The sequence below is a fragment of the Pseudomonas sp. BP8 genome, assembly GCF_017875955.1.
Lineage (GTDB): Bacteria > Pseudomonadota > Gammaproteobacteria > Pseudomonadales > Pseudomonadaceae > Aquipseudomonas.
The window spans coordinates 5,421,469-5,447,415 of sequence record NZ_JAGINK010000001.1 but is presented as its reverse complement, the minus strand read 5'-3'; the positions used below and the strand labels follow the sequence as shown (position 1 = coordinate 5,447,415).

Annotated in this window: 25 protein-coding genes; 16 read left to right on the top strand and 9 right to left on the bottom strand. The window is 62.0% G+C overall.

The annotated features are described in order from the left end of the window. Positions 1-20 precede the first annotated feature (20 nt). Positions 21-827: an HDOD domain-containing protein gene (locus J3B00_RS23830; protein WP_209872954.1), complete on the bottom strand. Its 807-nt coding sequence runs from the start codon at positions 825-827 to the stop codon at positions 21-23. 52 nt (positions 828-879) lie between these two features. Beyond that, positions 880-1,821 carry a folate-binding protein YgfZ gene (locus J3B00_RS23825; RefSeq protein ID WP_209872951.1) on the bottom strand — a complete coding sequence of 314 codons (942 nt, stop codon included), beginning with the start codon at positions 1,819-1,821 and terminating at the stop codon, positions 880-882. 133 nt (positions 1,822-1,954) lie between these two features. Between J3B00_RS23825 and J3B00_RS23820 the strand changes: the two genes are divergently transcribed. Continuing rightward, positions 1,955-2,209 (top strand): succinate dehydrogenase assembly factor 2, encoded by a 255-nt coding sequence (locus J3B00_RS23820; protein ID WP_209872948.1) that lies wholly within the window; start codon positions 1,955-1,957, stop codon positions 2,207-2,209. Continuing rightward, the gene (locus tag J3B00_RS23815; RefSeq protein WP_209872945.1) at positions 2,193-2,651 is read left to right on the top strand and encodes a protein YgfX; all 459 of its coding nucleotides are present in this window, start codon (positions 2,193-2,195) and stop codon (positions 2,649-2,651) included. The genes J3B00_RS23820 and J3B00_RS23815 overlap by 17 nt, the downstream gene beginning before the upstream one ends. A 120-nt stretch (positions 2,652-2,771) precedes the next feature. Here J3B00_RS23815 and nadB read toward each other — a convergent pair whose 3' ends face one another. Further along, complete coding sequence (gene nadB / locus J3B00_RS23810) at positions 2,772-4,376, bottom strand: L-aspartate oxidase (RefSeq protein WP_209872941.1); 1,605 nt, start codon at positions 4,374-4,376, stop codon at positions 2,772-2,774. A gap of 437 nt (positions 4,377-4,813) precedes the next feature. Here nadB and rpoE point away from each other — a divergent pair, with 437 nt between their 5' ends. The 10 genes from rpoE to pdxJ all read left to right on the top strand — a co-directional run bounded on the left by rpoE (position 4,814) and on the right by pdxJ (position 14,794). Next, positions 4,814-5,395, top strand: a complete 582-nt coding sequence (gene rpoE, locus J3B00_RS23805) for an RNA polymerase sigma factor RpoE (protein ID WP_011535354.1) — start codon at positions 4,814-4,816, stop codon at positions 5,393-5,395. Between the two features lie 31 nt (positions 5,396-5,426). Next, the gene (locus J3B00_RS23800) at positions 5,427-6,017 is read left to right on the top strand and encodes an RseA family anti-sigma factor (protein WP_209872937.1); all 591 of its coding nucleotides are present in this window, start codon (positions 5,427-5,429) and stop codon (positions 6,015-6,017) included. Between the two features lie 12 nt (positions 6,018-6,029). Further along, complete coding sequence (locus tag J3B00_RS23795; protein ID WP_209872934.1) at positions 6,030-6,992, top strand: MucB/RseB C-terminal domain-containing protein; 963 nt, start codon at positions 6,030-6,032, stop codon at positions 6,990-6,992. 170 nt (positions 6,993-7,162) lie between these two features. Next, entirely contained in the window at positions 7,163-8,602 is a 1,440-nt protein-coding gene (locus J3B00_RS23790) for a DegQ family serine endoprotease (protein ID WP_209872917.1), read from the top strand. A 263-nt stretch (positions 8,603-8,865) separates the two neighbouring features. Continuing rightward, on the top strand, positions 8,866-10,665 hold the full coding sequence (gene lepA, locus J3B00_RS23785; RefSeq protein ID WP_209872915.1) for a translation elongation factor 4: 1,800 nt from the start codon (positions 8,866-8,868) through the stop codon (positions 10,663-10,665). Between the two features lie 5 nt (positions 10,666-10,670). Then, positions 10,671-11,525, top strand: a complete 855-nt coding sequence (gene lepB, locus J3B00_RS23780; RefSeq protein WP_209872907.1) for a signal peptidase I — start codon at positions 10,671-10,673, stop codon at positions 11,523-11,525. Positions 11,526-11,688: 163 nt separating this feature from the next. Then, positions 11,689-12,378, top strand: a complete 690-nt coding sequence (gene rnc / locus J3B00_RS23775; RefSeq protein ID WP_209872905.1) for a ribonuclease III — start codon at positions 11,689-11,691, stop codon at positions 12,376-12,378. Beyond that, entirely contained in the window at positions 12,371-13,273 is a 903-nt protein-coding gene (gene era, locus J3B00_RS23770) for a GTPase Era (RefSeq protein WP_209872901.1), read from the top strand. Before rnc ends, era begins: the two co-directional genes overlap by 8 nt. Before the next feature lie 53 nt (positions 13,274-13,326). Next, positions 13,327-14,010 (top strand): DNA repair protein RecO, encoded by a 684-nt coding sequence (gene recO, locus J3B00_RS23765; protein WP_209872898.1) that lies wholly within the window; start codon positions 13,327-13,329, stop codon positions 14,008-14,010. Between the two features lie 43 nt (positions 14,011-14,053). Next, positions 14,054-14,794, top strand: a complete 741-nt coding sequence (pdxJ, locus tag J3B00_RS23760) for a pyridoxine 5'-phosphate synthase (protein WP_209872894.1) — start codon at positions 14,054-14,056, stop codon at positions 14,792-14,794. A 64-nt stretch (positions 14,795-14,858) separates the two neighbouring features. On the opposite strand, the gene J3B00_RS23755 is transcribed toward pdxJ, so the two are convergent. Both J3B00_RS23755 and J3B00_RS23750 read right to left on the bottom strand, forming a co-directional pair. Continuing rightward, a complete protein-coding gene (locus J3B00_RS23755; protein WP_209872891.1) occupies positions 14,859-16,244 on the bottom strand; it encodes a heavy metal sensor histidine kinase in 1,386 nt (461 codons plus the stop codon). Then, positions 16,241-16,915, bottom strand: a complete 675-nt coding sequence (locus J3B00_RS23750) for a heavy metal response regulator transcription factor (RefSeq protein WP_209872888.1) — start codon at positions 16,913-16,915, stop codon at positions 16,241-16,243. Before J3B00_RS23750 ends, J3B00_RS23755 begins: the two co-directional genes overlap by 4 nt. Before the next feature lie 274 nt (positions 16,916-17,189). Between J3B00_RS23750 and J3B00_RS23745 the strand changes: the two genes are divergently transcribed. From J3B00_RS23745 to J3B00_RS23730, 4 genes are all read left to right on the top strand, one after another. Then, positions 17,190-17,393 carry a hypothetical protein gene (locus J3B00_RS23745; RefSeq protein ID WP_209872885.1) on the top strand — a complete coding sequence of 68 codons (204 nt, stop codon included), beginning with the start codon at positions 17,190-17,192 and terminating at the stop codon, positions 17,391-17,393. Between the two features lie 132 nt (positions 17,394-17,525). Beyond that, positions 17,526-18,689: an alpha-xenorhabdolysin family binary toxin subunit A gene (locus J3B00_RS23740; protein WP_209872881.1), complete on the top strand. Its 1,164-nt coding sequence runs from the start codon at positions 17,526-17,528 to the stop codon at positions 18,687-18,689. 13 nt (positions 18,690-18,702) lie between these two features. After that, on the top strand, positions 18,703-19,698 hold the full coding sequence (locus J3B00_RS23735; RefSeq protein ID WP_209872877.1) for an alpha-xenorhabdolysin family binary toxin subunit B: 996 nt from the start codon (positions 18,703-18,705) through the stop codon (positions 19,696-19,698). A gap of 26 nt (positions 19,699-19,724) precedes the next feature. Next, the gene (locus J3B00_RS23730; protein ID WP_209872873.1) at positions 19,725-20,918 is read left to right on the top strand and encodes an alpha-xenorhabdolysin family binary toxin subunit A; all 1,194 of its coding nucleotides are present in this window, start codon (positions 19,725-19,727) and stop codon (positions 20,916-20,918) included. 22 nt (positions 20,919-20,940) lie between these two features. Here the strand turns inward: J3B00_RS23730 and cmoB are convergent, their stop codons facing one another. The 4 genes from cmoB to lon form a co-directional block, all read right to left on the bottom strand. Further along, complete coding sequence (gene cmoB, locus J3B00_RS23725) at positions 20,941-21,897, bottom strand: tRNA 5-methoxyuridine(34)/uridine 5-oxyacetic acid(34) synthase CmoB (RefSeq protein ID WP_209872870.1); 957 nt, start codon at positions 21,895-21,897, stop codon at positions 20,941-20,943. Next, positions 21,894-22,637, bottom strand: coding sequence for a carboxy-S-adenosyl-L-methionine synthase CmoA (cmoA, locus tag J3B00_RS23720; RefSeq protein WP_209872866.1), 744 nt, complete (start codon positions 22,635-22,637; stop codon positions 21,894-21,896). Before cmoA ends, cmoB begins: the two co-directional genes overlap by 4 nt. Before the next feature lie 88 nt (positions 22,638-22,725). Then, entirely contained in the window at positions 22,726-23,118 is a 393-nt protein-coding gene (locus tag J3B00_RS23715; protein ID WP_209872864.1) for a protease inhibitor I42 family protein, read from the bottom strand. Positions 23,119-23,227: 109 nt separating this feature from the next. Then, a complete protein-coding gene (lon, locus tag J3B00_RS23710; protein WP_209872859.1) occupies positions 23,228-25,648 on the bottom strand; it encodes an endopeptidase La in 2,421 nt (806 codons plus the stop codon). Positions 25,649-25,947 lie beyond the last annotated feature (299 nt).

The following is a 25,947-nucleotide window of genomic DNA, read 5'->3' as shown; positions in this document are numbered from 1 at the left end:
TAGCGCCCCCAGCGATCGGGTCAGCGCAACATGCTCCGCGCCTCGAGCAGGTCTGCCACATCCAGCTCGGTGCCCTGCGGCAGCCCCAGGTGCCGGTAGGCGGGCAGGGCCGCCAGCGGCCGGCTGCGACTGCGCTGGCTCAGGCAGCGGGCGATCTGCACCACGTCGATGTAGTCGACTTTGGTGGTCCTGCGGTCGAGGTCCTGGACCTCGCCGGGCAGTTTCACCAGTTTCTCGGGAAATTCCCAGGCACTGAGAATCTTGTCACCCAGCACCGGCTGAATCTGTTCGATCACGTAGTTCAGGCATACGGGATCCGAGAGCAGTTCGTTATGCTCCTCGGCATAGATCAGCACCGGCAGGGCGCCGATCTGGTGCACCAGCCCACCCAGCATCGCCTGATCAGGTTTGAGCTGGGTGAAGCGCCGGCACAGTTCATAGCTGATGCCAGCCACTTCCAGGCTGTTGACCCAGATATCGCGCAGTTTCTGCTCGACCGCCGGCGACCGGGCGTGGAAGATCTGCTCGATCACCAGGCCGATCGCCAGGTTGCAACTGTAATTGATCCCCAATCGGGTTATCGCGGTGTGCAGGTCGGTGACCTCCACCGCAGCACGCAGCAAAGGGCTGTTGACCACCTTGATCAGACGCGCCGACAGTGCGGCATCACGGCTGATCACCTTGCTCAGTGCGGACACGCTGATCTCGCTGTCCTCGGCCGCCTCGCGGATGCTCAGGGCGACTTCCGGCAGGGTCGGCAAGACCAGGTCGTCTTTCTCGATGGCAGCAAGCAACTGCGCTTGAACCATCTCGGCCAGCTTGTTCATTGGGGGTTCTCTACCGCAGTGGGGCGGCCCCGCGGTCAGCGGGGCGGGCTGGTCAGCGCTGGATTTCCCGGTCGCGGTCCAATTCGTAAGGCAGGCTCAGCAGCGTCAGGCGCGGGCCGTCGAGGCTACCCAGGTGCAGGTTGTCATCCTCGACCGAATCGGCACTGAGTACTGCCAACAGCTCGCAGCCAGTGCCTGCGTGCGCAGCGATCACCACTTCACCCACTGATGAGCCGTGGGTTGGCGAGAAGATCTGCGCGCCCGGCAGCGGGATCTCGTTCTCGGCCAGGGCCAAGCGGTACTGACGGCGTTTGAGCTTGCCCAGGTACTGCATGCGGGCGACGATTTCCTGGCCGGTGTAGCAGCCCTTCTTGAAGCTTACGCCGCCCACTGCCTGCAGGTTGATCATCTGCGGGATGAACAGCTCGCGAGTCTCTTCCATGACCTGGCCGATGCCTGCGCGGATCTGTCCCAGCAGCCAGTCATCAAGGCTGCCTGCGGGCAACGTGGCGGCGAGTTTCTCGCGCACCGCGTCAGCCTGATCCGCCGTCACCCACAGCTCGGCGCGATCGGGTGACACGCGAATAGCGATCAGGTCATCCTGACGGACGGTAGCGCCGGCTTCATCCGGCAGCACCAGGCCGAGGGCCTGCAGGGCAGCTTCACCGTGCTCCAGACCGAAGCGCGTCCAAGTGCCACTCTCGTCGGTCAAGGTCGCCTTGGAAAACACCGCGTACTTTTTCAGGTCGGCCAGTTGTGCTTCGAGCAGTCCGCTGGCCATGGCCAGCAGGAAGCCATTGCCTTCAGGCAATATGCGGAAGCTCGACTGCATACGGCCTTTGACCATGCAGCGCGCGCCAAGGCTGGAATGCTCCTGGCTGAGGTAGTTGAGGTTGCACGTCAGCTGGCCTTGCAGGAACTTGCCAGCGTCGGAGCCGCGGACGGCGAGGATGCCCTCGTGGGACAGGGGGCAATAGAAAGCGGAGTCGGCCATGGGTCATCGCGATTGCTTAAGACTGGCTGCCATCATAGAACGCCGGTAACAAAATAGGTAGGTGACTAGACCAACGCCTTGTGCCGTGGTGTTCACCGAGCTGTATACTGGCCGGCCATTCGAGGAGGGCCCCATGGTCGAACAAACTGAACTCAATCGGCTTTTCTGGCACAGCCGCCGTGGCATGCTGGAACTGGACGTCCTGCTGGTGCCATTCACCCAAGAAGTCTATGCCACCCTGAACGATACAGACCGCGCACTGTACGTTCGCCTGCTCTCCTGCGAAGACCAGGACATGTTCGGCTGGTTCATGGAGCGCAGCGAATCGGAAGACCCCGAGCTGCAGCGCATGGTTCGCATCATCCTGGACCGTGTCCAGCCCAAGTGAGTATTTCGAGTGCCGTTGGCAAGGCTCACGCCTGCTGCTGACGGCCTACCTGGCGTGCCAGGCGCTCGCGGGCATCGCCCTTTGGCTGAGCGCCACGCCTTGGTGGCTGGCGCTTGCGCTGTTCATGATGTGCCTGGCCCACGCCTGTTGGGTCATTCCCCGCCGTATCCTGCTAAGCCACCCCAACGCCATTACCGGCCTGCGCCGCGACCCGCTTGGCTGGCGCGTGTTCAGCCGCGCCCAGGGCTGGCAGTCGGTCCGTCTGTTGCGTGACAGCCTGGCCCTGCCGCACATGGTGGTGTTGCGCTTTGTGCGTGAAGGGCGCTGGCTGGGGCAGAGCCAGTGCATCCCCAGGGATGCACTGACGGCAGACCAGCATCGACGGCTGCGCGTGCGTTTGAAGTTCAGCCGCAGACGCTGGGCGCCTATAGACACCGAGTAGGCCTCGTTGGCCTCTTCGCGGGGCAAGCCCGCTCCTACAGGGGTCGCGCAAATCCTGTAGGAGCGGGCTTGCCCCGCGAACACCGGCGACGCCGGTGCCATCCACCGCAGTTGCCGATGCTCAGCGTGGGCTGAGGATGGTGTCGCGGGCCTCTTCAAGCATCCCCGGATAATCCAGTGTGTAATGCAGCCCGCGGCTCTCTTTGCGCTGCATGGCCGAGCGAATCATCAGCTCCGCCACCTGCGCCAGGTTTCTCAGCTCGATCAGGTCGCGGCTGACCTTGTAGTTGCTGTAGAACTCGTCAATCTCATCCAGCAGCAGGCGCACCCGGTGCTCGGCGCGCTGCAAGCGCTTGCTGGTGCGTACGATGCCGACGTAGTCCCACATGAACCGGCGCAGCTCGTCCCAGTTGTGCGCGATGATCACGTCCTCGTCCGAATCGGTCACCTGGCTGGCATCCCAGCCCGGCAGCGCCGTGGGCATCTCGATCTGCGCCAGGTGCGCCTCGATGTCGGCAGCGGCCGAGCGCCCGTAGACGAAACACTCCAGCAGCGAGTTGCTGGCCATGCGGTTGGCACCGTGCAAGCCGGTAAAGCTGGTTTCGCCGATGGCATACAGCCCGGGCACGTCGGTATGACCGCGATCGTCGACCATCACCCCGCCGCAGGTGTAGTGGGCCGCAGGGACCACCGGGATAGGCTGGCGGGTGATGTCGATGCCAAACGTCAGGCAGCGTTCGTAGACAGTCGGGAAATGACTCTTGATGAAGTCGGCGGGCTTGTGGCTGATGTCCAGGTAGACGCAGTCGACGCCCAGGCGCTTCATCTCGTGGTCGATGGCGCGCGCCACGATGTCACGCGGCGCCAGTTCCTCGCGCGGGTCGAAGCGCGGCATGAAGCGCTCGCCATTGGGCAGGCGCAGCAGCGCGCCCTCGCCGCGCAGGGCTTCGGTTATCAGGAAGCTTTTGGCCTGCGGGTGATACAGGCATGTGGGATGGAACTGGTTGAACTCAAGGTTCGCCACGCGACAGCCGGCACGCCAGGCCATGGCAATGCCATCGCCGCAGGCACCATCGGGATTGCTCGTGTAGAGATAGACCTTGGCCGCACCACCGGTCGCCAGTACCGTGAAGCGCGCGCCAAAGGTGTCGACCTCGCCGGTGTTGCGGTCCAGCACGTAGGCGCCCAGGCAACGCTCACCTTCCAGGCCCAGGCGTCGCTCGGTAATCAGGTCGACCGCTACCCGCTGCTCCAGCAAGGCAACATTCGGGCATTGCCGGGCGCGTTCGAGCAAGGTGGTGAAGATTGCGGCGCCGGTAGCATCGGCGGCGTGGATGATGCGCCGATGGCTATGACCGCCCTCGCGGGTCAGATGAAATTCGAAGCCACCGTCGTCGACGCGGGCGTGTTCATCGCGGGTGAACGGCACGCCCTGTTGGATCAGCCATTCGATGGCTTCGCGGCTGTGCTCGACGGTAAAGCGCACGGCGTCTTCATCGCACAGCCCGCCACCGGCATTGAGCGTATCCTCGACATGGGATTGCACGGTATCGGTATCGTCCAGCACTGCGGCAACGCCGCCCTGGGCCCAATAGGTCGAACCGTTGGCCAGGTCGCCCTTGCTCAGGACCGCGATGCGCAGGTGGCTGGGGAGGTTGAGTGCCAGGCTCAGGCCCGCGGCACCACTGCCGATTACCAGGACATCATATTGGAATTGTTTGCTCATGTCGGGGCACTAGTATTCTGGGGGAGGGGAACGGCACAATAGTCATGCGCAGATGGCATTGTGAAACTATCGTGAAACGTAGCCGGGGTGCCTTTATAGCAGTCCCGGGCGCCAGATTTCCAATGGCGCTTGCGTAGCGATGGCGATCTTTGTGGGAACTTTCCGGTGCTCCGGGAAATCCTATGAAGGCTGAGCTAACGCCACAATTGCCAAGGCGACGCGGGGTGTTGGCTCGAACCGGGCTGAACCCAGCGTATTCGAGACCTGATTATCGACGCAGCCGGCCGTGACCGCGCTGTGTCTTTTTCGTGCGAGCCGACCAGAGGCCGCAGGAAACTTGCTTGGAGGGGAGAACTTTTGCGCGAAGCCCGAGTCTATGTTTGCAAGCCTGAACGATGGCTACTGCAACGCTCCTTCAAGATCACTGAGGAGTGTTCATGCTAACCCAGGAAGAGGATCAGCAGCTTGTCGAGCGCGTGCAGCGCGGTGACAGGCGAGCGTTCGATCTGTTGGTGCTGAAGTATCAGCACAAGATTCTCGGGTTGATCGTGCGTTTCGTACACGACACCCATGAAGCCCAGGATGTGGCGCAGGAAGCCTTCATCAAGGCGTACCGAGCGCTTGGAAATTTCCGCGGAGACAGCGCGTTTTATACGTGGCTGTACCGTATCGCCATCAACACGGCGAAAAACTATCTGGTGTCCCGCGGTAGAAGGCCACCAGACAGCGATGTCAGCTCTGAGGATGCAGAGTTTTACGACGGCGATCATGGTCTCAAGGATCTCGAGTCCCCAGAGCGCTCGTTGTTGCGGGATGAAATCGAAGGCACCGTCCATCGCACCATCCAGCAACTGCCAGAAGATCTGCGCACGGCGCTAACTTTGCGTGAATTTGATGGTCTGAGTTACGAGGACATTGCGAGCGTCATGCAGTGTCCGGTGGGTACCGTGCGCTCCAGGATTTTCCGCGCTCGGGAGGCCATTGATAAAGCCCTGCAGCCTTTGTTGCAGGAATCCTGAGACAGCGGCTACAGCCAAGAGAGGAACCGCCATGAGTCGTGAAGCTTTGCAGGAATCGCTGTCCGCGGTGTTGGACAACGAAGCGGACGAACTGGAACTGCGTCGGGTGTTGAGCGCCGTTAACGATGCCGACACCCGTGCCACCTGGTCGCGTTACCAGGTAGCTCGCGCAGCCATGCACAAGGAACTGCTGCTGCCTAAGCTGGACATCGCCTCGGCGGTTTCTGCTGCATTGGCCGATGAGGCCGTACCCGCCAAGGTCAAGCAAGGCCCGTGGCGCAGTATCGGTCGCCTGGCTGTAGCTGCCTCGGTGACCGTTGCGGTACTGGCAGGTGTACGCCTGTACAACCAGGACGAGATCAGCGGTAGCCAGCTTGCCGCGCAGCAACCCGCACAACAAGGTCTGAGCATGCCGCAAACACAAGGCCCGGCCGTTTTGGCAGGCTATAGTGAGAGCAGTGAGCAACCGACCGGGCCGATGGCCAACGGTGTGCTGCAGAATCAGGCCGGCTGGGATCAGCGTCTGCCAGGTTACCTGCGCCAGCATGCCCAGGAATCTGCGCTCAAAGGCACTGAAACCGCATTGCCTTACGCCCGCGCCGCCAGCCTGGAAAACCGCTAGTTAAGGAGGATCATGCGCGCGCTACCTCTCTTGTCGCTGCTGCTTGGCAGCTGCATGACGGTGCCAGCATTGGCTGCCAACTCCTCGCCCGAGGCGAGTGAGTGGCTGAACAAGCTGGCACGGGCCGAGCAGTCACAGAGTTACCAGGGTTCCTTCGTCTACGAACGCAACGGCAGCTTTTCTTCCCACGATATCTGGCACCGAGTGCATGACGGCACGGTCAGCGAGCGGCTTCTGCAGCTCGACGGCACGGCCCAGGAGATCGTGCGCGTGGATGGCAAGGTGCAGTGCGTTAGTGGGGCGCTGGTCAGCGGGGTGGTGACACCTCCCGATTCGGCGCCGCGTGTGCTTGACCCCCTTAAACTGATGAGCTGGTACGACTTGAGCGTGGCCGGCAAATCGCGGGTTGCCGGGCGAGATGCGGTAATCGTGACGCTCACCCCGCGTGACCAGCACCGTTACGCATTCGAATTGCACCTTGATCGCCAGACAGGCCTGCCCCTGCGCTCGTTGATGCTCAACGACAAAGGACAGTTGCTCGAGCGCTTGCAGATGACTCGCTTGGATACCAAGGTACCCAGCGATGAAGACTTGCAGGCCAGCGCCTCATGCAAACCGGTCGAGCGCGGCGCGCCAGCGCCGGCATCGACAGTCGCTGGCTGGCGTTCGGACTGGCTGCCGCCAGGCTTTGAGCTGGTCAACAGCTCGGAACGCACCGACGCATCTCGTAACAGTACCGTCAGCAGCCTGATGTATGACGATGGCCTGGCTCGGTTTTCGGTGTTCCTCGAACCGGTCAAGGGTAATTCCGGTACTGATACCCGGGTCCAGCTGGGGCCTACCGTAGCGGTTGCCCGCCACCTCAACACCCCCAAGGGTAAGGTCGTGGTGACTGTGGTCGGCGAGATTCCCATGGGTACTGCCGAACGGGTCGCGTTGTCCATGCGGGCGCAGGATGCCCAGGCGCGTCAGTGATGCGTTTGCAGATTTCATCAGCCCTGTATGCGCAGGGCTGAAATGAAATTAAAGCATTGTCATTTGCAATCCCCCGGTAAATTTTCTATAGGTCAGACTTCTCGGGGTCTGGCCTTTCCTGCGTTTGCAGGGGTCTTAATGCTAATTACGCTCGTTGTGACGGGAGCCGTATGTCAATACCACGCTTGAAATCCTATCTATCGATGTTTGCTGCTGTGCTGATGCTCGGCCAGGTGCTCACCGCCCAGGCCGAAGAAGGCCTGCCGGACTTCACCACGCTGGTCGAGCAGGCTTCGCCGGCGGTGGTCAACATCAGTACCAAGCAGAAGCTGCCAGACCGTCGTGTCGCCGCTGGGCAGATGCCAGACCTCGAAGGCCTGCCGCCGATGTTCCGCGAGTTCTTCGAGCGCAACATGCCCCAGCAGCCGCGTTCGCCGCGCGGTGATCGCCAGCGAGAGGCGCAGTCGCTTGGTTCGGGCTTCATCATTTCCAGCGATGGCTATGTGCTGACCAACAACCACGTGGTGGCCGACGCTGACGAGATCATCGTCCGCCTGTCCGACCGCAGCGAGCTGCAAGCCAAGCTGGTCGGTACCGACCCGCGTACCGACGTCGCCTTGCTCAAGGTCGAAGGCAAGAACCTGCCGATCGTGAAGCTGGGTGATTCGGAAAAACTCAAGGTCGGTGAATGGGTGCTGGCCATTGGCTCGCCGTTCGGCTTCGACCATTCGGTGACCAAGGGTATCGTCAGTGCCAAAGGCCGTACCCTGCCAAACGACACCTATGTGCCGTTCATCCAGACCGACGTGGCGATCAACCCGGGTAACTCTGGCGGCCCGCTGTTCAACATGAAAGGCGAAGTGGTCGGTATCAACTCGCAGATCTTCACCCGTTCCGGTGGCTTCATGGGCCTGTCCTTCGCGATTCCGATCGATGTCGCTATCGATGTCTCCAACCAGCTGAAGAAAGACGGCAAGGTCAACCGCGGCTGGCTCGGCGTGGTGATCCAGGAGGTCAACAAGGACCTGGCGGAATCGTTTGGCCTTGACAAGCCGGCGGGTGCCCTGGTGGCCCAAGTGCTGGAAGACGGCCCGGCAGCCAAGGGCGGCCTGCAGGTGGGTGACGTGATCCTGAGCATGAACGGTCAACCGATCGTCATGTCTGCTGACCTGCCGCACCTGGTAGGCAGCCTCAAGGACGGTGCCAAGGCCAAGCTGGAGATCATTCGTAACGGCAAACGGCAGAACCTCGACGTCACTGTCGGTGCTCTGCCGGAAGACGACGCCGACATCGGTGTAGGCGCCGGTACTGATGGCAGCGCAGAACGCAGCAGCAACCGCCTGGGTGTGTCGGTGTCTGACCTGACCGCCGAACAGAAGAAATCGCTCGAGCTCAAGGGCGGCGTGGTCATCAAGGAAGTGCAGGACGGCCCTGCGGCCCTGATTGGCCTGCGTCCGGGTGATGTCATCAGCCACCTGAACAACCAGGCCATTGGTTCGGCCAAGGAGTTCACCGAGATCGCCAAGGACCTGCCGAAGAACCGTTCGGTGTCGATGCGCGTCCTGCGTCAGGGGCGTGCAAGCTTCATTACCTTCAAACTGGCTGAATAAGCTGGGTCTTGGGTAGGAAAAGGGCAGCCTCGGCTGCCCTTTTTCGTCAAAACCTGTAGGTGCTGACTTGGCCTGCGGTTAACCGCGCAGCCCTTGCCGAGTGCCTGTGGGGGCCGGGCTGGCTTTTTCGCGGGACAAGCCGACGCCAACCGGGTATCCAGCGCAGCCGATCAGGAATCTCCCATAAGCCTTCGGCTTGAGGTACAATTCCCGGCTATTTTTCGGCGGGCGTCCGGCTCGCAGCCTTTTCCGAGTGTTGACCCGTGAGTGATTTGAGTCATATCCGCAATTTCTCCATCATCGCCCACATCGACCATGGCAAGTCGACGCTGGCCGACCGTTTCATTCAGATGTGCGGTGGCCTGTCTGCGCGCGAAATGGAAGCCCAGGTCCTCGACTCCATGGACCTGGAACGCGAGCGCGGGATCACCATCAAAGCCCACAGTGTCACGCTGCATTACAAGGCGCTGGACGGCAAGACCTATCAGCTGAACTTCATCGACACCCCCGGCCACGTCGACTTCACCTATGAAGTCAGCCGTTCGCTGGCGGCCTGCGAAGGTGCGCTGCTGGTCGTCGATGCCGGCCAGGGCGTCGAAGCACAGTCCGTGGCCAACTGCTACACCGCCATCGAGCAAGGCCTGGAAGTCATGCCAGTGCTGAACAAGATGGACCTGCCGCAGGCTGATCCGGACCGCGTCAAGGACGAGATCGAGAAGATCATCGGTATCGACGCTGCCGACGCCGTGGCCTGCAGCGCCAAGAGCGGCATGGGCGTCGACGAAGTGCTCGAGCGCCTGGTGCATCAGATTCCTGCGCCAACCGGCGACATCGACGCGCCACTGCAGGCGCTGATCATCGACTCCTGGTTCGACAACTACCTGGGCGTCGTCTCCCTGGTGCGCGTGCGTCATGGCCGCGTGAAGAAGGGCGACAAGATCCTGGTCAAGTCCACCGGCAAGGTGCACCTGGTCGACAGCGTCGGTGTATTCACCCCGAAACACACCCAGACCGCCGACCTCAAGGCCGGTGAAGTGGGCTTCATCATCGGCAGCATCAAGGACATTCATGGTGCACCGGTCGGTGACACCCTGACCCTGAGCTCCACCCCTGAGGTGGAAGTGCTGCCAGGCTTCAAGCGCATTCAGCCGCAGGTCTACGCTGGCCTGTTCCCGGTGTCTTCCGACGATTTCGAAGACTTCCGCGACGCCTTGCAGAAGCTGACCCTGAACGACTCGTCGCTGCAGTACCTGCCAGAGAGCTCTGACGCCCTCGGCTTCGGCTTCCGCTGCGGCTTCCTCGGCATGCTGCACATGGAGATCATTCAGGAGCGCCTGGAGCGCGAGTACGACCTGGACCTGATCACCACGGCGCCGAGCGTAATCTTCGAGGTCAAGCTCAAGACCGGCGAAACCATTCACGTCGACAACCCGTCGAAGTTGCCAGACGTATCCTCGGTCGAGGACTTCCGCGAGCCGATCGTGCGCGCCAACATCCTCGTGCCACAAGAGCACCTGGGCAACGTCATCACCCTGTGCATCGAGAAGCGTGGCGTCCAGCGCGACATGCAGTTCCTCGGCACGCAGGTGCAGGTGAGCTACGACCTGCCGATGAACGAAGTGGTGCTGGACTTCTTCGACCGTCTGAAGTCGACCAGTCGCGGTTACGCATCGCTGGACTATCATTTCGATCGCTACCAGTCGGCCAATCTGGTCAAGCTGGATGTGTTGATCAACGGCGACAAGGTCGATGCCCTGGCATTGATCGTGCACCGTGACAACGCGCACTACAAAGGCCGCGCGTTGACCGAGAAGATGAAGGAACTGATTCCTCGGCAGATGTTCGATGTTGCGATCCAGGCCGCCATTGGCGGGCAGATCGTGGCGCGGACCACTGTCAAGGCGCTCAGAAAGAACGTACTGGCCAAGTGCTACGGTGGTGACGTTAGCCGTAAGCGCAAACTGCTGGAGAAGCAGAAGGCCGGTAAGAAACGCATGAAGCAGGTAGGCAATGTGGAAATTCCACAAGAGGCCTTCCTCGCCGTGCTCAGGTTGGATAGCTAGGTCCTATGTCGCTAAATTTCCCGCTGTTGCTAGTCATTGCCGTCGCCGTCTGTGGCGTGTTGGGTCTGATCGACCTGCTGTTCCTGGCCCCGCGCCGGCGGGCAGCGATCGCCAATTACCAGGGCAGCGTTACCCAGCCCGAAATGGCAGTGGTCGAGAAGCTGAACAAGGAGCCGTTGCTGGTTGAGTACGGCAAGTCGTTCTTCCCGGTGCTGTTCATCGTGCTGGTGCTGCGCTCGTTCCTGGTAGAGCCGTTCCAGATCCCTTCGGGGTCGATGAAACCGACCCTGGAAGTGGGCGATTTCATCCTGGTGAACAAGTTCTCCTATGGCATTCGCCTGCCGGTGATCGACAAGAAAGTCATCGAGATCGGTGATCCGCAGCGCGGGGACGTCATGGTGTTCCGCTACCCGAGCGACCCTAGCGTCAACTACATCAAGCGTGTGGTTGGCCTGCCAGGCGACCAGATCCGCTACACCAACGACAAACGTCTGTTCGTCAATGGTCAGCCGGTCGCCGAGCAACTGGTCGGCACCGAGCCGGGCACCTTGGGCAGCGCCGAGCTGTACAAGGAGAAACTCGGTGAGGCCGAGCATCTGATCCGCAAGGAGATGAGCCGCTACCGCATGCCGCCGGACCAGCAATGGACGGTGCCTGCCGGCCATTACTTCATGATGGGCGACAACCGCGACAACTCCAACGACAGCCGCTTCTGGGATGATCCGAATATCCCTAAAGAGCTGCACGGGATGGTTCCGGACCGCAACATCGTCGGCAAGGCCTTTGCGGTCTGGATGAGTTGGCCGGAGCCCAAGCTCAGTCACTTCCCCAACCTGTCGCGGGTCGGCCTGATTCATTGATACCCATCGGCGTTGTCTGACAGACAGCGCCGAATGCTTTTCTGACATAGGCTGTGTACTCAGGGATCGAGACGTTTCGTCGCCGACCGGCGACGATCCACAGCCAAACAGTCTTTCAGGATGTTGATTTGAACAACGCGTTGAACAATTCACGGGTGGCCGCATGAGTGCACCCCTTGCACGCCTCGAGCGCAAGCTCGGCTACACCTTCAAGGACCAGGACCAGATGGTCCTGGCCCTGACCCATCGCAGTTACGCCGGGCGCAATAACGAGCGCCTGGAGTTTCTTGGCGACGCCATTCTCAACTTCGTCGCTGGCGAGGCGCTGTTCGAGCGCTTCCCGCAGGCACGCGAAGGCCAGCTGTCGCGCCTGCGTGCTCGGCTGGTCAAGGGTGAAACCCTGGCGCGGTTGGCCCGTGGCTTCGACCTTGGCGAGTACCTGCGCCTGGGTTCGGGTGAACTCAAGAGCGGTGGTTTTCGCCGCGAGTCGATCCTTGCCGATGCGCTTGAAGCCCTGATCGGCGCCATTTATCTGGACGCCGACATGGAAACCGCGCGCGAGCGCATCCTGGCCTGGCTGACCGATGAATTCGCCAGCCTGACGCTGGTCGACACCAATAAAGACCCCAAGACCCGTCTGCAGGAGTTTCTGCAGTCGCGTGGTTGTGAGTTGCCGCGTTACGAAGTGGTGGACATCCAGGGCGAACCTCACTGCCGCGCCTTCTTCGTCGAATGCGAAGTGGTGCTGCTGAATAACAAGAGCCGTGGCCAGGGCGTGAGCCGGCGTATCGCCGAGCAAGTCGCCGCCGCCGCTGCATTGATCGCCTTGGGCGTGGAGAATGGCAATGACTGAGAACAACCCAACCCGCTGCGGTTACGTGGCCATCGTGGGTCGCCCGAACGTGGGCAAGTCGACCTTGCTCAACCACATCCTCGGGCAGAAGCTGGCGATCACCTCGCGCAAGCCGCAGACCACCCGTCACAACATGCTCGGGATCAAGACCGAGGGTGATGTGCAGGCGATCTACGTCGACACCCCAGGCATGCACAAGGCCAATGACAAGGCACTCAACCGCTACATGAACCGCACTGCGTCGGCCGCCCTGAAGGACGTCGACGTGGTGATCTTCGTGGTTGATCGCACGCGCTGGACCGATGAGGACCAACTCGTCCTCGAGCGTGTTCAATACGTCACCGGTCCACTGATCGTGGCGGTCAACAAGACCGACCGGATGGACGAGAAGGGTGATCTGATTCCGCACCTGAAGTGGCTGCAGGAACAACTGCCGAACGCCGAAATCGTGCCGATCTCCGCGCAACAGGGGCACAACCTCGAAGCGCTCGAAGGGCAGATCGCCAAGTACCTGCCGGAGAACGAGCACTTCTTCCCGGAAGACCAGATCACCGACCGCAGCAGCCGCTTCCTGGCCGCCGAACTGGTCCGCGAGAAGATCATGCGTCAGCTCGGCGCCGAGCTGCCGTACCAGATCACCGTGGAGATCGAAGAGTTCAAGCAGCAGGGCCATGTGCTGCACATCCATGCGCTGATCCTGGTCGAGCGTGACGGGCAGAAAAAGATCATCATTGGCGACAAGGGCGAGCGCATCAAGCGCATTGGCTCTGACGCGCGCAAGGATATGGAAACGCTGTTCGACGCCAAGGTGATGCTCAACCTCTGGGTCAAGGTCAAAGGCGGCTGGTCCGATGATGAACGCGCCCTGCGTTCGCTGGGCTACGGCGACCTGTAACTGCCCTCGACGGCCCGGATCTCTCCGGGCCGTTCAGTCTCCGGACCCTCCCCATGGAACAATCCCCAGGTCAACCGGCGTACGTGCTGCATAGCCGTGCGTACCGTGAGACCAGCGCGCTGGTGGACTTCTTCACGCCGCAAGGTCGCGTGCGCGCGGTGCTGCGCCGTGCGCGCGGCAAGGGTGGCAGCCTGGTGCGTTCGTTCGTGGCCTTGGAAGTCGAACTGCGTGGGCGCGGCGAGCTGAAGAACGTCGGCCGTCTGGACAGCACTGGCGTCGCCGCCTGGCTCAGCGGGGATGCGTTGTTCAGTGGTTTGTACCTGAATGAGCTGCTGATGCGCCTGCTGCCCGCCGAGGCGCCGTGTCCGTTGTTGTTCGAGCATTACACCCTGACCTTGCAGGCACTGGGTGAGGGGCGCGCGCTGGAGCCACTGCTACGCGCCTTCGAATGGCGGCTGCTGGATGAGCTGGGCTACGCCTTCGCGCTGGATCGCGATATCGCTGAGCAGCCGCTCGCCGCTGATGGGCTGTACCGCTTGCAGGTGGATGCCGGGCTTGAGCGGGTAGAGTTGTTCCAGCCGGGTTTGTTCAAGGGCGCCGAGCTGTTGGCCCTGGCTGAAGCCGACTGGCAGGCGCCTGGCGCATTGCTGGCGGCCAAGCGTCTGATGCGCCAGGCCTTGGCCGTACACCTGGGGCCAAAACCGCTGGTCAGTCGGGAACTGTTTCGCAAGCGCTGAGCACATCGTATGCTGTGTGGCTAAACCATCAGGAGAGCCTTTCGTGACTCACAGCAACCGCATGCTTCTCGGCGTCAACATCGACCACGTGGCAACCTTGCGCCAGGCTCGCGGCACCCGCTACCCAGACCCGGTCAAGGCCGCGCTGGATGCCGAGGAAGCAGGTGCCGATGGCATCACCGTGCACCTGCGCGAAGACCGCCGACATATTCAGGAGCGCGACGTGTTGCTGCTCAAGGACGTGCTGCAGACCCGCATGAACTTCGAGATGGGCGTCACTGAAGAGATGATGCTGTTCGCCGAGCGAATTCGCCCCGCGCATATCTGCCTGGTACCGGAAACCCGCCAGGAGCTGACCACTGAAGGCGGCCTGGACGTCGCCGGGCAGGAGGCGCGGATCAAGGCTGCGGTCGAGCGTTTGGCGCGTACCGGTGCCGAGGTCTCGCTGTTCATCGACGCCGACGAGCGCCAGATCGAAGCGTCGCGTCGGGTCGGTGCGCCGGCCATTGAACTGCACACCGGGCGTTACGCCGACGCCCAGACGCCTACCGACGTGGCTGAAGAGCTCAAGCGTATCGTCGATGGTGTGGCGTTTGGTGTCGGTCAGGGCCTGATCGTCAATGCCGGTCATGGCCTGCATTACCACAACGTCGAAGCCGTGGCGGCGATCAAGGGCATCAACGAGCTGAACATCGGCCATGCGCTGGTGGCGCATGCATTGTTTGTCGGTTTCAAGGCTGCCGTGACCGAGATGAAAGCGCTGATCGTCCAGGCGTCGCGCTGATTCAGCTGGAGTATTGCAGCCCCCACACGGGCAGGCGGTGTGGCCAATTGTCTGTTTGATGCGGCTATTGCGCCATGAAGGTCAGGGTAAACCGTGTGGGCCCCTCAAGCCGGCTGGTCACTTCGACCTTCCCACCATGCAACTGCATGATCGACTTCACGATCGCCAGCCCAAGCCCTGTACCACCTTCCAGTCGCGAGCGGCCGCAGCCAACCCGGTAGAACCGCTCGAACAGCTGCGGCAGATCCGCCTCAGCGATTCCCGGCCCCTGGTTCTCTACCCAGAGCCAGACATGCTCATCTTGGCGGCCGATACCCACCGTCACCGTCTGGCCATCCGGACTGTGCCGAATGGCATTGCTCAGCAGGTTGGACAGCGCCCGCTGCACCATCAGCCGATCGGCCAACGCCGTGCCCCAGCCGTGCAGCTTGAGTTCGATGTCCTTGAGCTCGGCGCTGAACGCAAACAGCTCGCTGACCCGCTCTGCTTCTGCGGCCAACGCCAGTGGCTTGAGCTCAAGCTGGGCCTGAGGCTGGCTGACCTGGGCAAGAAACAGCATGTCATTGATGATGCGGTTGAGCCGGGTCAGCTCCTCGATGCTGTCCTCCAGCACCTCACGGTAGTTGCCGCTGTCGCGCTCGCGGGCCAGGGTCACCTGAGCCTTGCCCATCAGGTTGCTCAGCGGCGTGCGCAGCTCGTGGGCGAGGTCATCGGAAAACTGCGACAGTTGCTGCACGCCCTGGGCGAGGCGATCGAGCATCACATTGATGGCGCTGGCCAGTTCGGCCAACTCCTGCGGCAGGCCCGTCGCGGGCAAGCGGTGGCTGAGGTCCTGGGCCGAGACTTGGCCGGCAATTCGGCGAAAATGGCGCAGCGGTTTCAGGCTGCGTTGTACCAGTTTCCAGGCACCGATGCCGATCAGGATCAACAGCAAGGGCAGGGCGAGCAGGGTCGAGTTCAGGTAGGCCTGGAGCAGGGCATTGTCATCGTCGCGGTTGAGCGACATCATCACCCGCACCGGGGTGTCGTCACGCAGGCGCATCAGCCGCGAAGCGGTGAGGATCTCTGTACCGAAGCGATCGTGCCACTGATGGAAACTCAGCTGAGCGGCGGTTGGCAACGCGCGCAAGGTGTCCGACTGCAATGCCGGGCCGAGGCTCAGCAACGCCGGATGACGAGCATTGAGAGCAAGGATGCTCAGGCTGAGGTTGTCGTGGCCCATGACCAGGTCGAGCAGGGGATGGGCGCGTGCGGCCAGGTCATCACTGCGCAGGTCGATGCGCAGGTTGTGCTCCACCTGGAGCATCTTGCGCGCGAGGTCCTTGCGCGCACGGCTGTCCAGTTGGTGATCGAGGGCGAACACCGCCAGGCAGCCCAGCAGCATGACCAGCATCGCGCCCATCAGGGTCACGCTGAGGCCGAGGCGCAGCGACAGGCTGGCAGTTCTCAATGGCGCGCCTCGAGCACATAGCCCACGCCGCGCAGGGTATGGATCAGCTTGTCTTCGAAGGGATCGTCGATCTTCGCCCGCAGGCGGCGGATGGAGACCTCGACGACGTTGGTGTCGCAGTCGAAATTCATGTCCCAGACCAGCGAGATGATCTGCGTGCGCGACAGCACCTCGCCGCTCTGGCGCATCAACAGATGCAGCAGGGAAAACTCTTTGGCGGTCAGGTCGATGCGCTTGTCGCCGCGCCAGGCGCGGTGGCGGCCCGGGTCGAGCTCAAGGTCGGCAACGCGCAAGGTGCTCGGCTGCAGGGGCTGCTCGTTGCGGCGGAGCAGGCTGCGGATACGGGCCAGCAGCTCGGGAAATTCGAACGGCTTGAGCAGGTAGTCATCGGCCCCCAGGTCGAGGCCTTTGACGCGGTCCGCCAGGCGACCATGGGCGGTGAGCATCATGATCCGCGTGGCGGATTCGGCGCGCAGCCGTTGCAGCACGCTCCAGCCGTCCAGTTCGGGCAGGTTGACGTCAAGGATGACCAGGTCGTAATTCTGCTGGCGGGCCAGGTGCAGGCCGTCAATGCCGCTGTGGGCGCAGTCGACCACGTAGCCGTTTTCGCGCAGGCCTTGCTGCAGGTAATCGGCGGTGCGCAGTTCGTCCTCGATGATCAGTAGACGCATGCTCGAGCTCGCTGGGGTTAAGGGCGGCAATTCTCAGCCCTGTAGCCGCATCAGGGTCAAGCGCCGGGATGTTACGGCATGAGCGCTGAGAACAGGCGTGGATTACAGATTTGTAATCCCCCGGCCATTTTCCCGACAGGTCCGGGCTGGACCGCGAAGGGGCCGTGACCGACGCTGCCAGGCCAGTTTGCAGTACTGTAATGTCCGCCTCACCTTGGCGTTAGCTGCCGCGCGCCACTATGGCCTCATCTGCATACGCCCTGAGGCAATCACGATGAAGCTTACCCGATACCTGTTGCTCGCACTCCTCGCCGTGGGCAGCACCCCCGCATTGGCTGAAGACGGGGCTGAGCGCTCGCGCCAATTCTGGGAGGCTTTCCGCCAGGAGCAGCAGCGTTTGCACGGCCAGCCGGACCCGGTGCTCGCGCAGCGTCAGCGCAATGAGCAGGCACAACCGGCAAAGGTAGCCAAGGACTGACCCCGGCCGCCTGCTCAACTCACGGTGCAACACTGCAAGTAGCGGAACACCTGCCTGCTGCCGCGTCATCGGCTGCCGCCTTAGTTTGCCTGTCGCGAGCCACTTAAGGGCTTGAGTACAGGAGGCAAGACCATGAGCGCACAAACGGCTGATTACGATCAGCTGCAGGAAGATGCAACCAAAATACCCGGCAAGCTTATCCAGGCCATGGCCGAACGTGATGGTCAGGAGGAGGGTGGGCTGACCCTCAGCCGCGAGCACATCATCACCCTCAACCGCTACGTGAACTTTGTCTTCAGCCTGCCCGCGACCCCCGACAATCTTCATCGATGGCTGGGCTACAGCGAAATCGACGAGCCCGAACTGGCCCCTACAGGCATGACCACGCTGTTCAATTCGCTGCGTGGCCATGCGCGCAGCTGGGCGCCCTTGTCCGACAACAGCAAGAAGCTGGCCAGTGAGCTGGCTTCGACCGCTGCGTCCATCAATGCAGCGGGGGAAACCATCGTTGATGAGTGCCGGCAGATTCGTGCGCTGGGCTCGGATATCAGGGAGTGGGACAAGGTCGTACTGCGCACGCCGGTCAAGCTGGATGCTGCCGACCGGCAAGCGGTATCCATGCTGGTCGAGTACATGGAGGTCCTCAACGAGGACGTCAACCGCTATGCCACGCGGGTCGAAAGCGTGCGCATTGAAACAGAAACCTTCCGTGATACGGCGCGATTCAAGCTGATTCCAGCGGTGAAGCAGAAAGGCCTTGCTGTCGAGCGCAAGAAAGGCGATGGCGAGGTTGAGCGCCTGCGCGGCCAGCTCAAGGAGCTGGATGAAGAGATCGTTGCGCTGGGCAAAGAGTATGACCAGTACGTCAAGCAGGCGCTCAGTGGTCTGGCTGCCGGCCCGATCGGCGTTGCGATCACCGGTGGGATCTACGGCAGCAAGGCCGAGAAGGTGCGTAAGGAGCGCAAGGCGCGTCAGCAGCAGCGACGTGAGGTCAGCGAAGCCCTACGCGTGCGGGTCAATCTTGAAGGTCGCATGGAAGAACTGTCGACCTTCGTCGATGAACTCGACAGCCGCCTGCAAGATGTCGTGACTGCCGCCTCCCATCTGCAGACGGCCTGGGAGATCGTCGGCAGCTATATCGACAGCTCCATCAGCAAACTCCAGCAGATCACTGACAACCGGCAGTTGGCCAGGTTCGTCATCTATTTCCGGCAGTTCCTCGCGCAGTGGAAGCAGATCGAAAAGACCTCGCTGCAACTGACCCGCATCTTCGACGAAGCAGCTTCTGCTCAATAACAGGTGAATGATCATGAACGACAATGTCAGTGTTCTGCACAGCAACCCAACGGCACCTGAGCTTGGCCATGCGCTCGCCGCCACGCGCAGTTATACCCAGGCGTGGCAGCAGGGCAAATTCAAATCCATGCCGGTCATTCATGAGTCGTTGGAGCGGCACATGAAGCTGTTCATCAACTGTGGCGAACAGATGGCGCGTCACGCTCAACGGCTGGTCGCCGAGATTTCCAGCGATCCGCTGCGGGACATCCTCGATGCGTTGGGCGGTGGCGACGATGACGATCTGATGGGCATCGCCGATGAACTGCTCGACACGGTCAAGTCGCTGCTTGAGGCGCAACTTTCCCACCTGGGCAAAGAGCAGCATGCACTCGGTGCCCTGCCAGCGCCGGCGTGGGCCAGCGACGAACAGCGCTTGCTCAAGCAACAGCAAGACCTCGCCCGCCTGCAGGTTCAGTTGAGCGAAGAGCATGCACGCGAAGATCAGAAAAAAACGGCTGTGGAACAGGCCATCGCGACCTTGGAAGCCAATGGTCTGCAGACCCGATTTGAAGGTGTCGTGCCTTCGCTCAGTGACTTGAGCAAACTCGCCGCCCCTGGCGGCGAGGCGTTGGTTACCGCGGAACTGGTGTCCAAGGCCGTGCAACAATTGCAAACCCTGCTCGGCGATGTCATCGAGGGCATGCGCTACGAACAGTTGCACCGCGAGCGTCGCCTCCAGCGCGAGCGGGTGCGTGCGTTGGAGCTGCAACTGCAAGACATCACGCGTGGGCAAGCCACCGCGCAAGGCAATCTTGCTGCGCTGGCGCTGATGCCCGGCTTGCTCGAACATCGGCTGGGTTGGGTTTCGGCGATCAATGTCGTTCGCCAGGCATTGGCCAATTTTGCCACGCGACTAGGCCGCCATAGCGCGCGCGACGCTGGTGAAGTCCGCGCAATGGATGCCCTGTTCAAGCAATTGCTCAGCTACCAGCGACAGCTGCTCGAACAGCATCGTCTCAGCCAGTAACCCACCCGCACAGCCAACTGAACTGCTTGCAGCGCGGTTGGCTGTGTCATTTGCAGAGGCTTGGAAAGCAACCAATGAATCCACGGCTATTGAATTTTGAAGATCAGCAACGCAAGGCAATTGCACTGCCCTGCGGCCTGATCGAGGCAATGGACAGTCGAAATGGGGTGGGCAGGGCGGGGCTGATTCTGACGGGTGAATCCCGTCAGACCCTCCAAGCGTACAGCCAGCGTATGCTGCAGCTGCCGTCCAACTTGCCCGGTGCCATCGCTTGGCTGGGGTATTCCAGCATCGCCGAGCCGGAGTTGACTGCGGGTGAGATGCTTGCGCTGTTCAGGCGGCTACGGGTACATGCCCAATCGTGGCGAGCGCTGGACAACACCGCGCGCGCAGTCACGCTTCGGCTCAATGCGCACGCCAGAAAAGTCGAGGACTGCGGAGCCGAAGTCATCGCGCTGGTCGCCAGAACGCGTGCGTTGGGTGATCGGCAAGCATCATGGGACAGCCTGCGTGAGGCCGCGGATATACCGCTCGATGAGCATGACCTGAACTGTATCCGGTCAATGGCTGACCGACTGATGCAACTGCATCAGCTGATCGATGATTTTGATCAGGACGTGGACAGTGTTCGATTGGGTTTCGAACAATTTCGCGACGTGGCGCGCTTTAACCTGCGCCCGGCGATAGTTGAGAAGTGCCGGGCGGCGCAGCGTTTCTCCAAAGCGGCAGATGGCGAGAATCTGGCCCGGGAGCTCGACAGCCTGGACGCAGACATTCGCGCCGTACGTAGCGAGTACCAACGCTATTCCAAGCAATCCTCCATGGGCTGGATCGGCGGTCCCTTCGGGGCAATTATCAGCGGCTCGATCTATGGCCCCAAGGCCAAGGCGGCGCGTGCTGAACTGCATGGCCTGGAACGCCGGCGCGCCGAGATCAGCCGCAGGCTGGCCGAGTTTCGCCGGGTGGAAGGGCGTGTGCAGGAGCTGCACTCGTACATGGGTGAGCTGGAGTTCGACGTGTGGGACGCGGTTCTTGCTGCGGGCCATTTGCATACAGCCTGGCAAACCATCGAAGCCTATCTGGAAAGCGCGGCAGCGCAGCTGGAAAAGATGAACACTCGCCAGCGGCTGGCGGTGTTCATCTATTACTTCAGGCAGTTCCTGGCCCAGTGGGCGGGCATCCGCGCCCATGGCCTGGAGATGGCGAAGGTCTTCGACTAGCGGGTGAATCGGTCGTGCAGGTTCACTTGCGCGCCAGAATCGTCGCCCGCCGCGGTGCCGGCAGGCCTTCGATGGTCAGGCTGTGGTCATTTGGGTCGAGGAAGTCGCCCAGCGACTGGTAGCGCATCCAGTCGGTACTGCGTTGCTCTTCGACGCTGGTAACGCTGACATCCACGCAACGCACATCGCTGAAGCCGGCACGCCGCAGCAAGCGTTCAAGCGCCGGCACGGACGGCAGGAACCACACGTTGCGCATTTGTGCATAGCGGTCTTCGGGGACCAATACCTGGTTCTCGTCGCCTTCGATGACCAGGGTCTCCAGGACCAGCTCGCCACCTTTGACCAGGCAGTCCTTGAGCGCCAGCAGGTGCTCGATGGGCGAGCGACGGTGGTAGAAGACGCCCATGGAAAACACCGTGTCGAACCCTTCGAGGCTGGCCGGCAGCTCTTCCAGAGCGAACGGCAGGTGCCAGGCCGGTAATTGCGGCAGGTACTTCTGTACCGCCTGGAACTGGCAGAAGAACAGCCAGTTGGGGTCGACCCCGATGACCATGTCGGCCCCGGCACCCAGCATGCGCCATTGGTAATAGCCATTGCCGCAGCCGACATCAAGCACGCGCTTGCCCTTGAGGTCGAGGTGCGGGCCGACCCGCGACCATTTCCAGTCCGAGTGCCATTCAGTGTCGACGTGCACGCCGAACAGGTCGAACGGCCCTTTGCGCCAAGGTGAAAGCCCCATCAGGGCCTGGCGCAGTTGCTCGCGGCTGGCATCGTCGCACGGGCTGTCCAGACGCAGGCCAGTGACCAGGTCGATCTCGCTCGGTTGCAGTTGCGGCAAGGCCTCCAGGGCGCCGCGCCAGCGCTCGAGGTCGCCGTGGCCTTTTTCCAGTTTGGTGTCCAGTTGCGCTTGCAGGCCCGTAGACCATTTAGCCAGAGGGGTGCCCGCCAGACGGCGGACCAAGGGAGACAGATCGATCATGGCAGGGCTATCAGTGAGGCGAAGTTGAGGCATTGGAACCACGGTACGACCTTGGAGAAGCCCGCCGCGTGCAGACGCGCTTTGTGGGCTTCAAGGGTGTCGGGTTTCATCACGTTTTCGATGGCGCTGCGCTTCTGGGAAATCTCCAGTTCGCTGTAGCCATTGGCTCGCTTGAAGTCCAGGTGCAGGTCGCTGAGCAGCGCCTGCTCCTGGTCATCGGCGAAGCAGAGTTTTTCCGAGAGGATCAATGCCCCGCCTGGCAGCAGCGCCTGGCGGATCCGCCCGAGCAGCTCAAGGCGTTGCGTGGGGGCAATGAACTGCAGGGTGAAGTTCATCGCCACCACCGAGGCTGTTTCGAACGGCAGGGCGAGAATATCCGCCTCCAGCACCTGCACCGGCAGCAGCTCCTGGAACATCGAGTCCTGGGCGGTGAGGTATTGCCGGCAGCGTTCGACCATTGCCGCCGAGTTGTCCACCGCGATCACCCGGCACCCGTCGCTGCGCACGTGGCGGCGCAACGACTGGGTCACCGCGCCCAGCGATGCCCCCAGGTCGTACAGCGCGGTATGCGGCTGGGCGAAACGCGCGGCCAGCACACCGAGGTTCTCGACGATGGTCGGGTAGCCGGGCACCGAGCGCTTGATCATGTCAGGGAACACGCGCACCACGTCCTCGTTGAAGACGAAGTCGGGGACCTGTTCAAGTGGCTGGGCGAATAGGCGGTCGGGGTCTTTGCTCACAGGGTGTCCGGGGTCTGGCGAGGTGAAGGGCCGGCATTTTAGCCAAACTGCGCCAAGGATGCATGAATGGCTGACCAGCGCTGCGCCTTTACTTCACCCTGATCTCGCAATCGAAGGTCTGCACCGGGCGCACTTCCGGGGCCCACGGCTGCTGATAGACCAGAATCAAGTGCCCATCTCCGACCGCCTTGGCCTGGAAACGCCAGGTCGAGACGCCTGCGCTGCCTACCAACCCGGCTTCCTCGGGTTGGGTATAGACCTCGGCGGCAATCGGGCGAAGGATGTTCGAGGCAGGGTTCTGCAGCAACCAGCGGTAACCGGTGGTGGGGTTGCTAGGCAGGCTCAGGGTCAGGCTTTGGCCGGTTTGCAGGCGGATCGGGCATTCGTTTTCGGTGCCCAATTCAAGGGTCTGGGCGGGCCGCTGGCTGCAGGCCGCGATCAGGGTGAGGCTCAGGGGAACAAGCAGACGAAGGGCGGTCATGTTGGCTCCAAAGGCGGGGGATGCCTGAGGATAACCGAAGTTGCCCAAGGTTGTGCTGGCGCAGCTGGCCTCATCGCACGCTGTTGGCAGCGGCGATGAGGCCGATGGATCAGAACAGCACCTTGGCTACGTCGGTAAAGCGCTTGGCGAAATGCACCGTCAGGCCTTCACGCAGGTAGTCCGGAAGCTCCTCGTAATCGCCGCGGTTGGCCTCCGGCAGGATCAGCTCGAGGATTTTCTGGCGCTTGGCGGCGATGATTTTCTCGCGCACGCCGCCAATCGGCAGGACCTGGCCGGTGAGGGTCAGTTCGCCGGTCATGGCCACGCCTTTTTTCGGCGCCTGGTCACGGGCCAGCGACAGCAGCGCACTGGCCATGGTGATGCCGGCGCTGGGGCCGTCTTTCGGGGTGGCCCCCTCTGGCACGTGCAAGTGGATGAAGGCTTCGTTGAAGAAGGTCGGTTCACCGCCAAACTGCTGGAGGTTGGAGCTGACATAGCTGTAGGCGATTTCAGCCGATTCCTTCATCACGTCGCCGAGCTTGCCGGTCAGCTTGAAGCCGCGGTTCAAGGTATGGATGCGCGTGGCCTCGATCGGCAAGGTCGCGCCACCCATGCTGGTCCAGGCCAGTCCGGTGATCACGCCCTTGCCGGCGAGTACCTGCTCGCTGCGGAACACCGGCATGCCAAGCGCCGCTTCCAGATCCTTGGGGCCGATCTTGAGTTTTGCCTGCGGGTCGTCGAGCAGTTTGACCACGGCCTTGCGCACCAGCTTGCCCAATTGCTTCTCGAGCTGACGCACCCCGGCTTCTCGGGCATAGCCGTCGATCACCGTGCGCAGGGCGCTGTCGCTGATGCTCAGGCTGGTCTTGGCCACGCCAGCCTTGGCCAGCTGCTTGGGCCACAGGTGGCGCTTGGCGATGGCCAGTTTCTCTTCGGTGATGTAGCCCGAAAGGCGGATCACTTCCATGCGGTCGAGCAACGGCCCGGGGATCGAATCCAGGGTGTTGGCGGTGCATACGAAGAGCACCTTGGACAGGTCCAGGCGCAGGTCGAGGTAGTGGTCGAGGAAGTCGACGTTCTGTTCCGGGTCGAGGGTTTCCAGCAGTGCCGAAGCGGGGTCACCCTGGTAGCTCTGGCCCATCTTGTCGATCTCGTCGAGCATGATCACCGGGTTCATCACCTCGACATCCTTCAGCGCCTGTACCAGTTTGCCTGGCTGGGCGCCGATGTAGGTGCGGCGGTGGCCCTTGATTTCTGCTTCGTCACGCATGCCGCCGAGGCTGAAACGGTAGAACGGCCGGCCGAGCGACTCGGCGATGGATTTACCGATGCTGGTCTTGCCTACGCCTGGCGGGCCGACCAAGAGCACGATCGAGCCACTGATTTCGCCTTTCCAGGCGCCGACGGCAAGAAACTCGAGGATCCGTTCCTTGATGTCATCGAGCCCTGCGTGGTGTTGGTCGAGCACCTTGCGCGCATGCTTGAGGTCGAGCTTGTCTTTGCCGTACACACCCCAGGGCAGGGCGCTGGCCCACTCCAGGTAGTTGCGGGTGACGGCGTATTCCGGCGAGCCGGTTTCGAGAATGGCCAGCTTGGCCATCTCTTCGTCGATGCGTTTCTTGGCGGCAGCGGGCAGGGTCTTGCCTTGCAGGCGCTGCTCGAACTGCTCGAGGTCGGCACTGCGGTCGTCCTTGGTCAGGCCGAGTTCCTGCTGGATGACCTTGAGCTGTTCCTTGAGGAAGAACTCGCGCTGGTGCTCGCCGATCTGCCGGTTGACCTCGGCCGAGATTTCATTCTGCAGGCGGGCAACTTCGACTTCCTTGCGCAGCATCGGCAGGACTTTTTCCATGCGTTTGAGCATGGGTACGCAGTCGAGCACTTCCTGCAGCTGGTTGCCGGTGGCTGAAGTGAGTGCCGCGGCGAAGTCGGTCAACGGCGAAGGGTCGTTGGGGCTGAAGCGATTGAGGTAGTTTTTCAGCTCTTCGCTGTACAGCGGGTTGAGCGGCAGCAGCTCCTTGATCGCGTTGATCAGGGCCATGCCGTAGGCCTTGACCTCATCGGTCGGCTCGGTCGACTGGCGTGGGTATTCGACTTCGACCAGGTAGGGCGGGCGATGGTGTTTGAGCCAGGTGCGGATGCGCACGCGGGTCAGGCCTTGGGCGACGAACTGCAGCTTGCCGTTTTCGCGGCTGGCGTGGTGAACCTTGACCAAGGTGCCGTATTCGGGCAACGCCGAGGTGTCGAAGTGGCGGTGATCTTCGGGCGGGGTGTCCATGAAGAACAGGGCCAGCGAGTGATGATCGGTCTTGGCCACCAGGTCGAGGGTTTCTGCCCAGGGTTCTTCGTTGACGATCACCGGCAGTACTTGCGCGGGGAAGAATGGGCGGTTGTGGATCGGGATCACGTAGACCTTGTCCGGCAGTTGTTGGCCAGGCAGGGCGAGGGAGTGGCCGGTGGTCGAGGCCGCTTCGAGGTGTTCGACTTCGCTGTGTTCGTCGGGATGTTCCGGCAGATCCTGCTGGTCGTTCATGGGGCACCTGGGTGAATGGCTATGGTGCTTAGATGGGGCGGGGAGCAAGGGGTTTCAACCCTGATCAGCGGCACGCGCGACTGGCTGCAAGTTTGAAGCGGCAAAAAAGGTTCTTCTCGGGTTGGCGGGGGGCGCGGGGTTGGTTCTGGTTGTGGGGCTCGTAGGTTGGGGGCTTATCCATTTGATGGGGTGGCTGTGATGGCCCCTTCCGCCCTTACGGCCAGGCCTTTCAAGGTCTTTGCATTTTTCCGGAATTTGTCTTTGGCTTGAGTTCGCTGGGGCCGCTACGCGCCCCTTTC

What these genes read in the sequence shown, in the direction of transcription:
- J3B00_RS23830 (WP_209872954.1), bottom strand. Translation starts at nt 827, where the DNA reads ATGAACAAGCTGGCCGAGATGGTTCAAGCGCAGTTGCTTGCTGCCATC.
- J3B00_RS23825 (WP_209872951.1), bottom strand. Translation starts at nt 1,821, where the DNA reads ATGGCCGACTCCGCTTTCTATTGCCCCCTGTCCCACGAGGGCATCCTC.
- J3B00_RS23820 (WP_209872948.1), top strand. Translation starts at nt 1,955, where the DNA reads ATGGTCGAACAAACTGAACTCAATCGGCTTTTCTGGCACAGCCGCCGT.
- nadB (WP_209872941.1), bottom strand. Translation starts at nt 4,376, where the DNA reads ATGAGCAAACAATTCCAATATGATGTCCTGGTAATCGGCAGTGGTGCC.
- rpoE (WP_011535354.1), top strand. Translation starts at nt 4,814, where the DNA reads ATGCTAACCCAGGAAGAGGATCAGCAGCTTGTCGAGCGCGTGCAGCGC.
- J3B00_RS23800 (WP_209872937.1), top strand. Translation starts at nt 5,427, where the DNA reads ATGAGTCGTGAAGCTTTGCAGGAATCGCTGTCCGCGGTGTTGGACAAC.
- J3B00_RS23795 (WP_209872934.1), top strand. Translation starts at nt 6,030, where the DNA reads ATGCGCGCGCTACCTCTCTTGTCGCTGCTGCTTGGCAGCTGCATGACG.
- J3B00_RS23790 (WP_209872917.1), top strand. Translation starts at nt 7,163, where the DNA reads ATGTCAATACCACGCTTGAAATCCTATCTATCGATGTTTGCTGCTGTG.
- lepB (WP_209872907.1), top strand. Translation starts at nt 10,671, where the DNA reads ATGTCGCTAAATTTCCCGCTGTTGCTAGTCATTGCCGTCGCCGTCTGT.
- rnc (WP_209872905.1), top strand. Translation starts at nt 11,689, where the DNA reads ATGAGTGCACCCCTTGCACGCCTCGAGCGCAAGCTCGGCTACACCTTC.
- era (WP_209872901.1), top strand. Translation starts at nt 12,371, where the DNA reads ATGACTGAGAACAACCCAACCCGCTGCGGTTACGTGGCCATCGTGGGT.
- recO (WP_209872898.1), top strand. Translation starts at nt 13,327, where the DNA reads ATGGAACAATCCCCAGGTCAACCGGCGTACGTGCTGCATAGCCGTGCG.
- J3B00_RS23750 (WP_209872888.1), bottom strand. Translation starts at nt 16,915, where the DNA reads ATGCGTCTACTGATCATCGAGGACGAACTGCGCACCGCCGATTACCTG.
- J3B00_RS23745 (WP_209872885.1), top strand. Translation starts at nt 17,190, where the DNA reads ATGAAGCTTACCCGATACCTGTTGCTCGCACTCCTCGCCGTGGGCAGC.
- J3B00_RS23740 (WP_209872881.1), top strand. Translation starts at nt 17,526, where the DNA reads ATGAGCGCACAAACGGCTGATTACGATCAGCTGCAGGAAGATGCAACC.
- J3B00_RS23735 (WP_209872877.1), top strand. Translation starts at nt 18,703, where the DNA reads ATGAACGACAATGTCAGTGTTCTGCACAGCAACCCAACGGCACCTGAG.
- cmoB (WP_209872870.1), bottom strand. Translation starts at nt 21,897, where the DNA reads ATGATCGATCTGTCTCCCTTGGTCCGCCGTCTGGCGGGCACCCCTCTG.
- J3B00_RS23715 (WP_209872864.1), bottom strand. Translation starts at nt 23,118, where the DNA reads ATGACCGCCCTTCGTCTGCTTGTTCCCCTGAGCCTCACCCTGATCGCG.
- lon (WP_209872859.1), bottom strand. Translation starts at nt 25,648, where the DNA reads ATGAACGACCAGCAGGATCTGCCGGAACATCCCGACGAACACAGCGAA.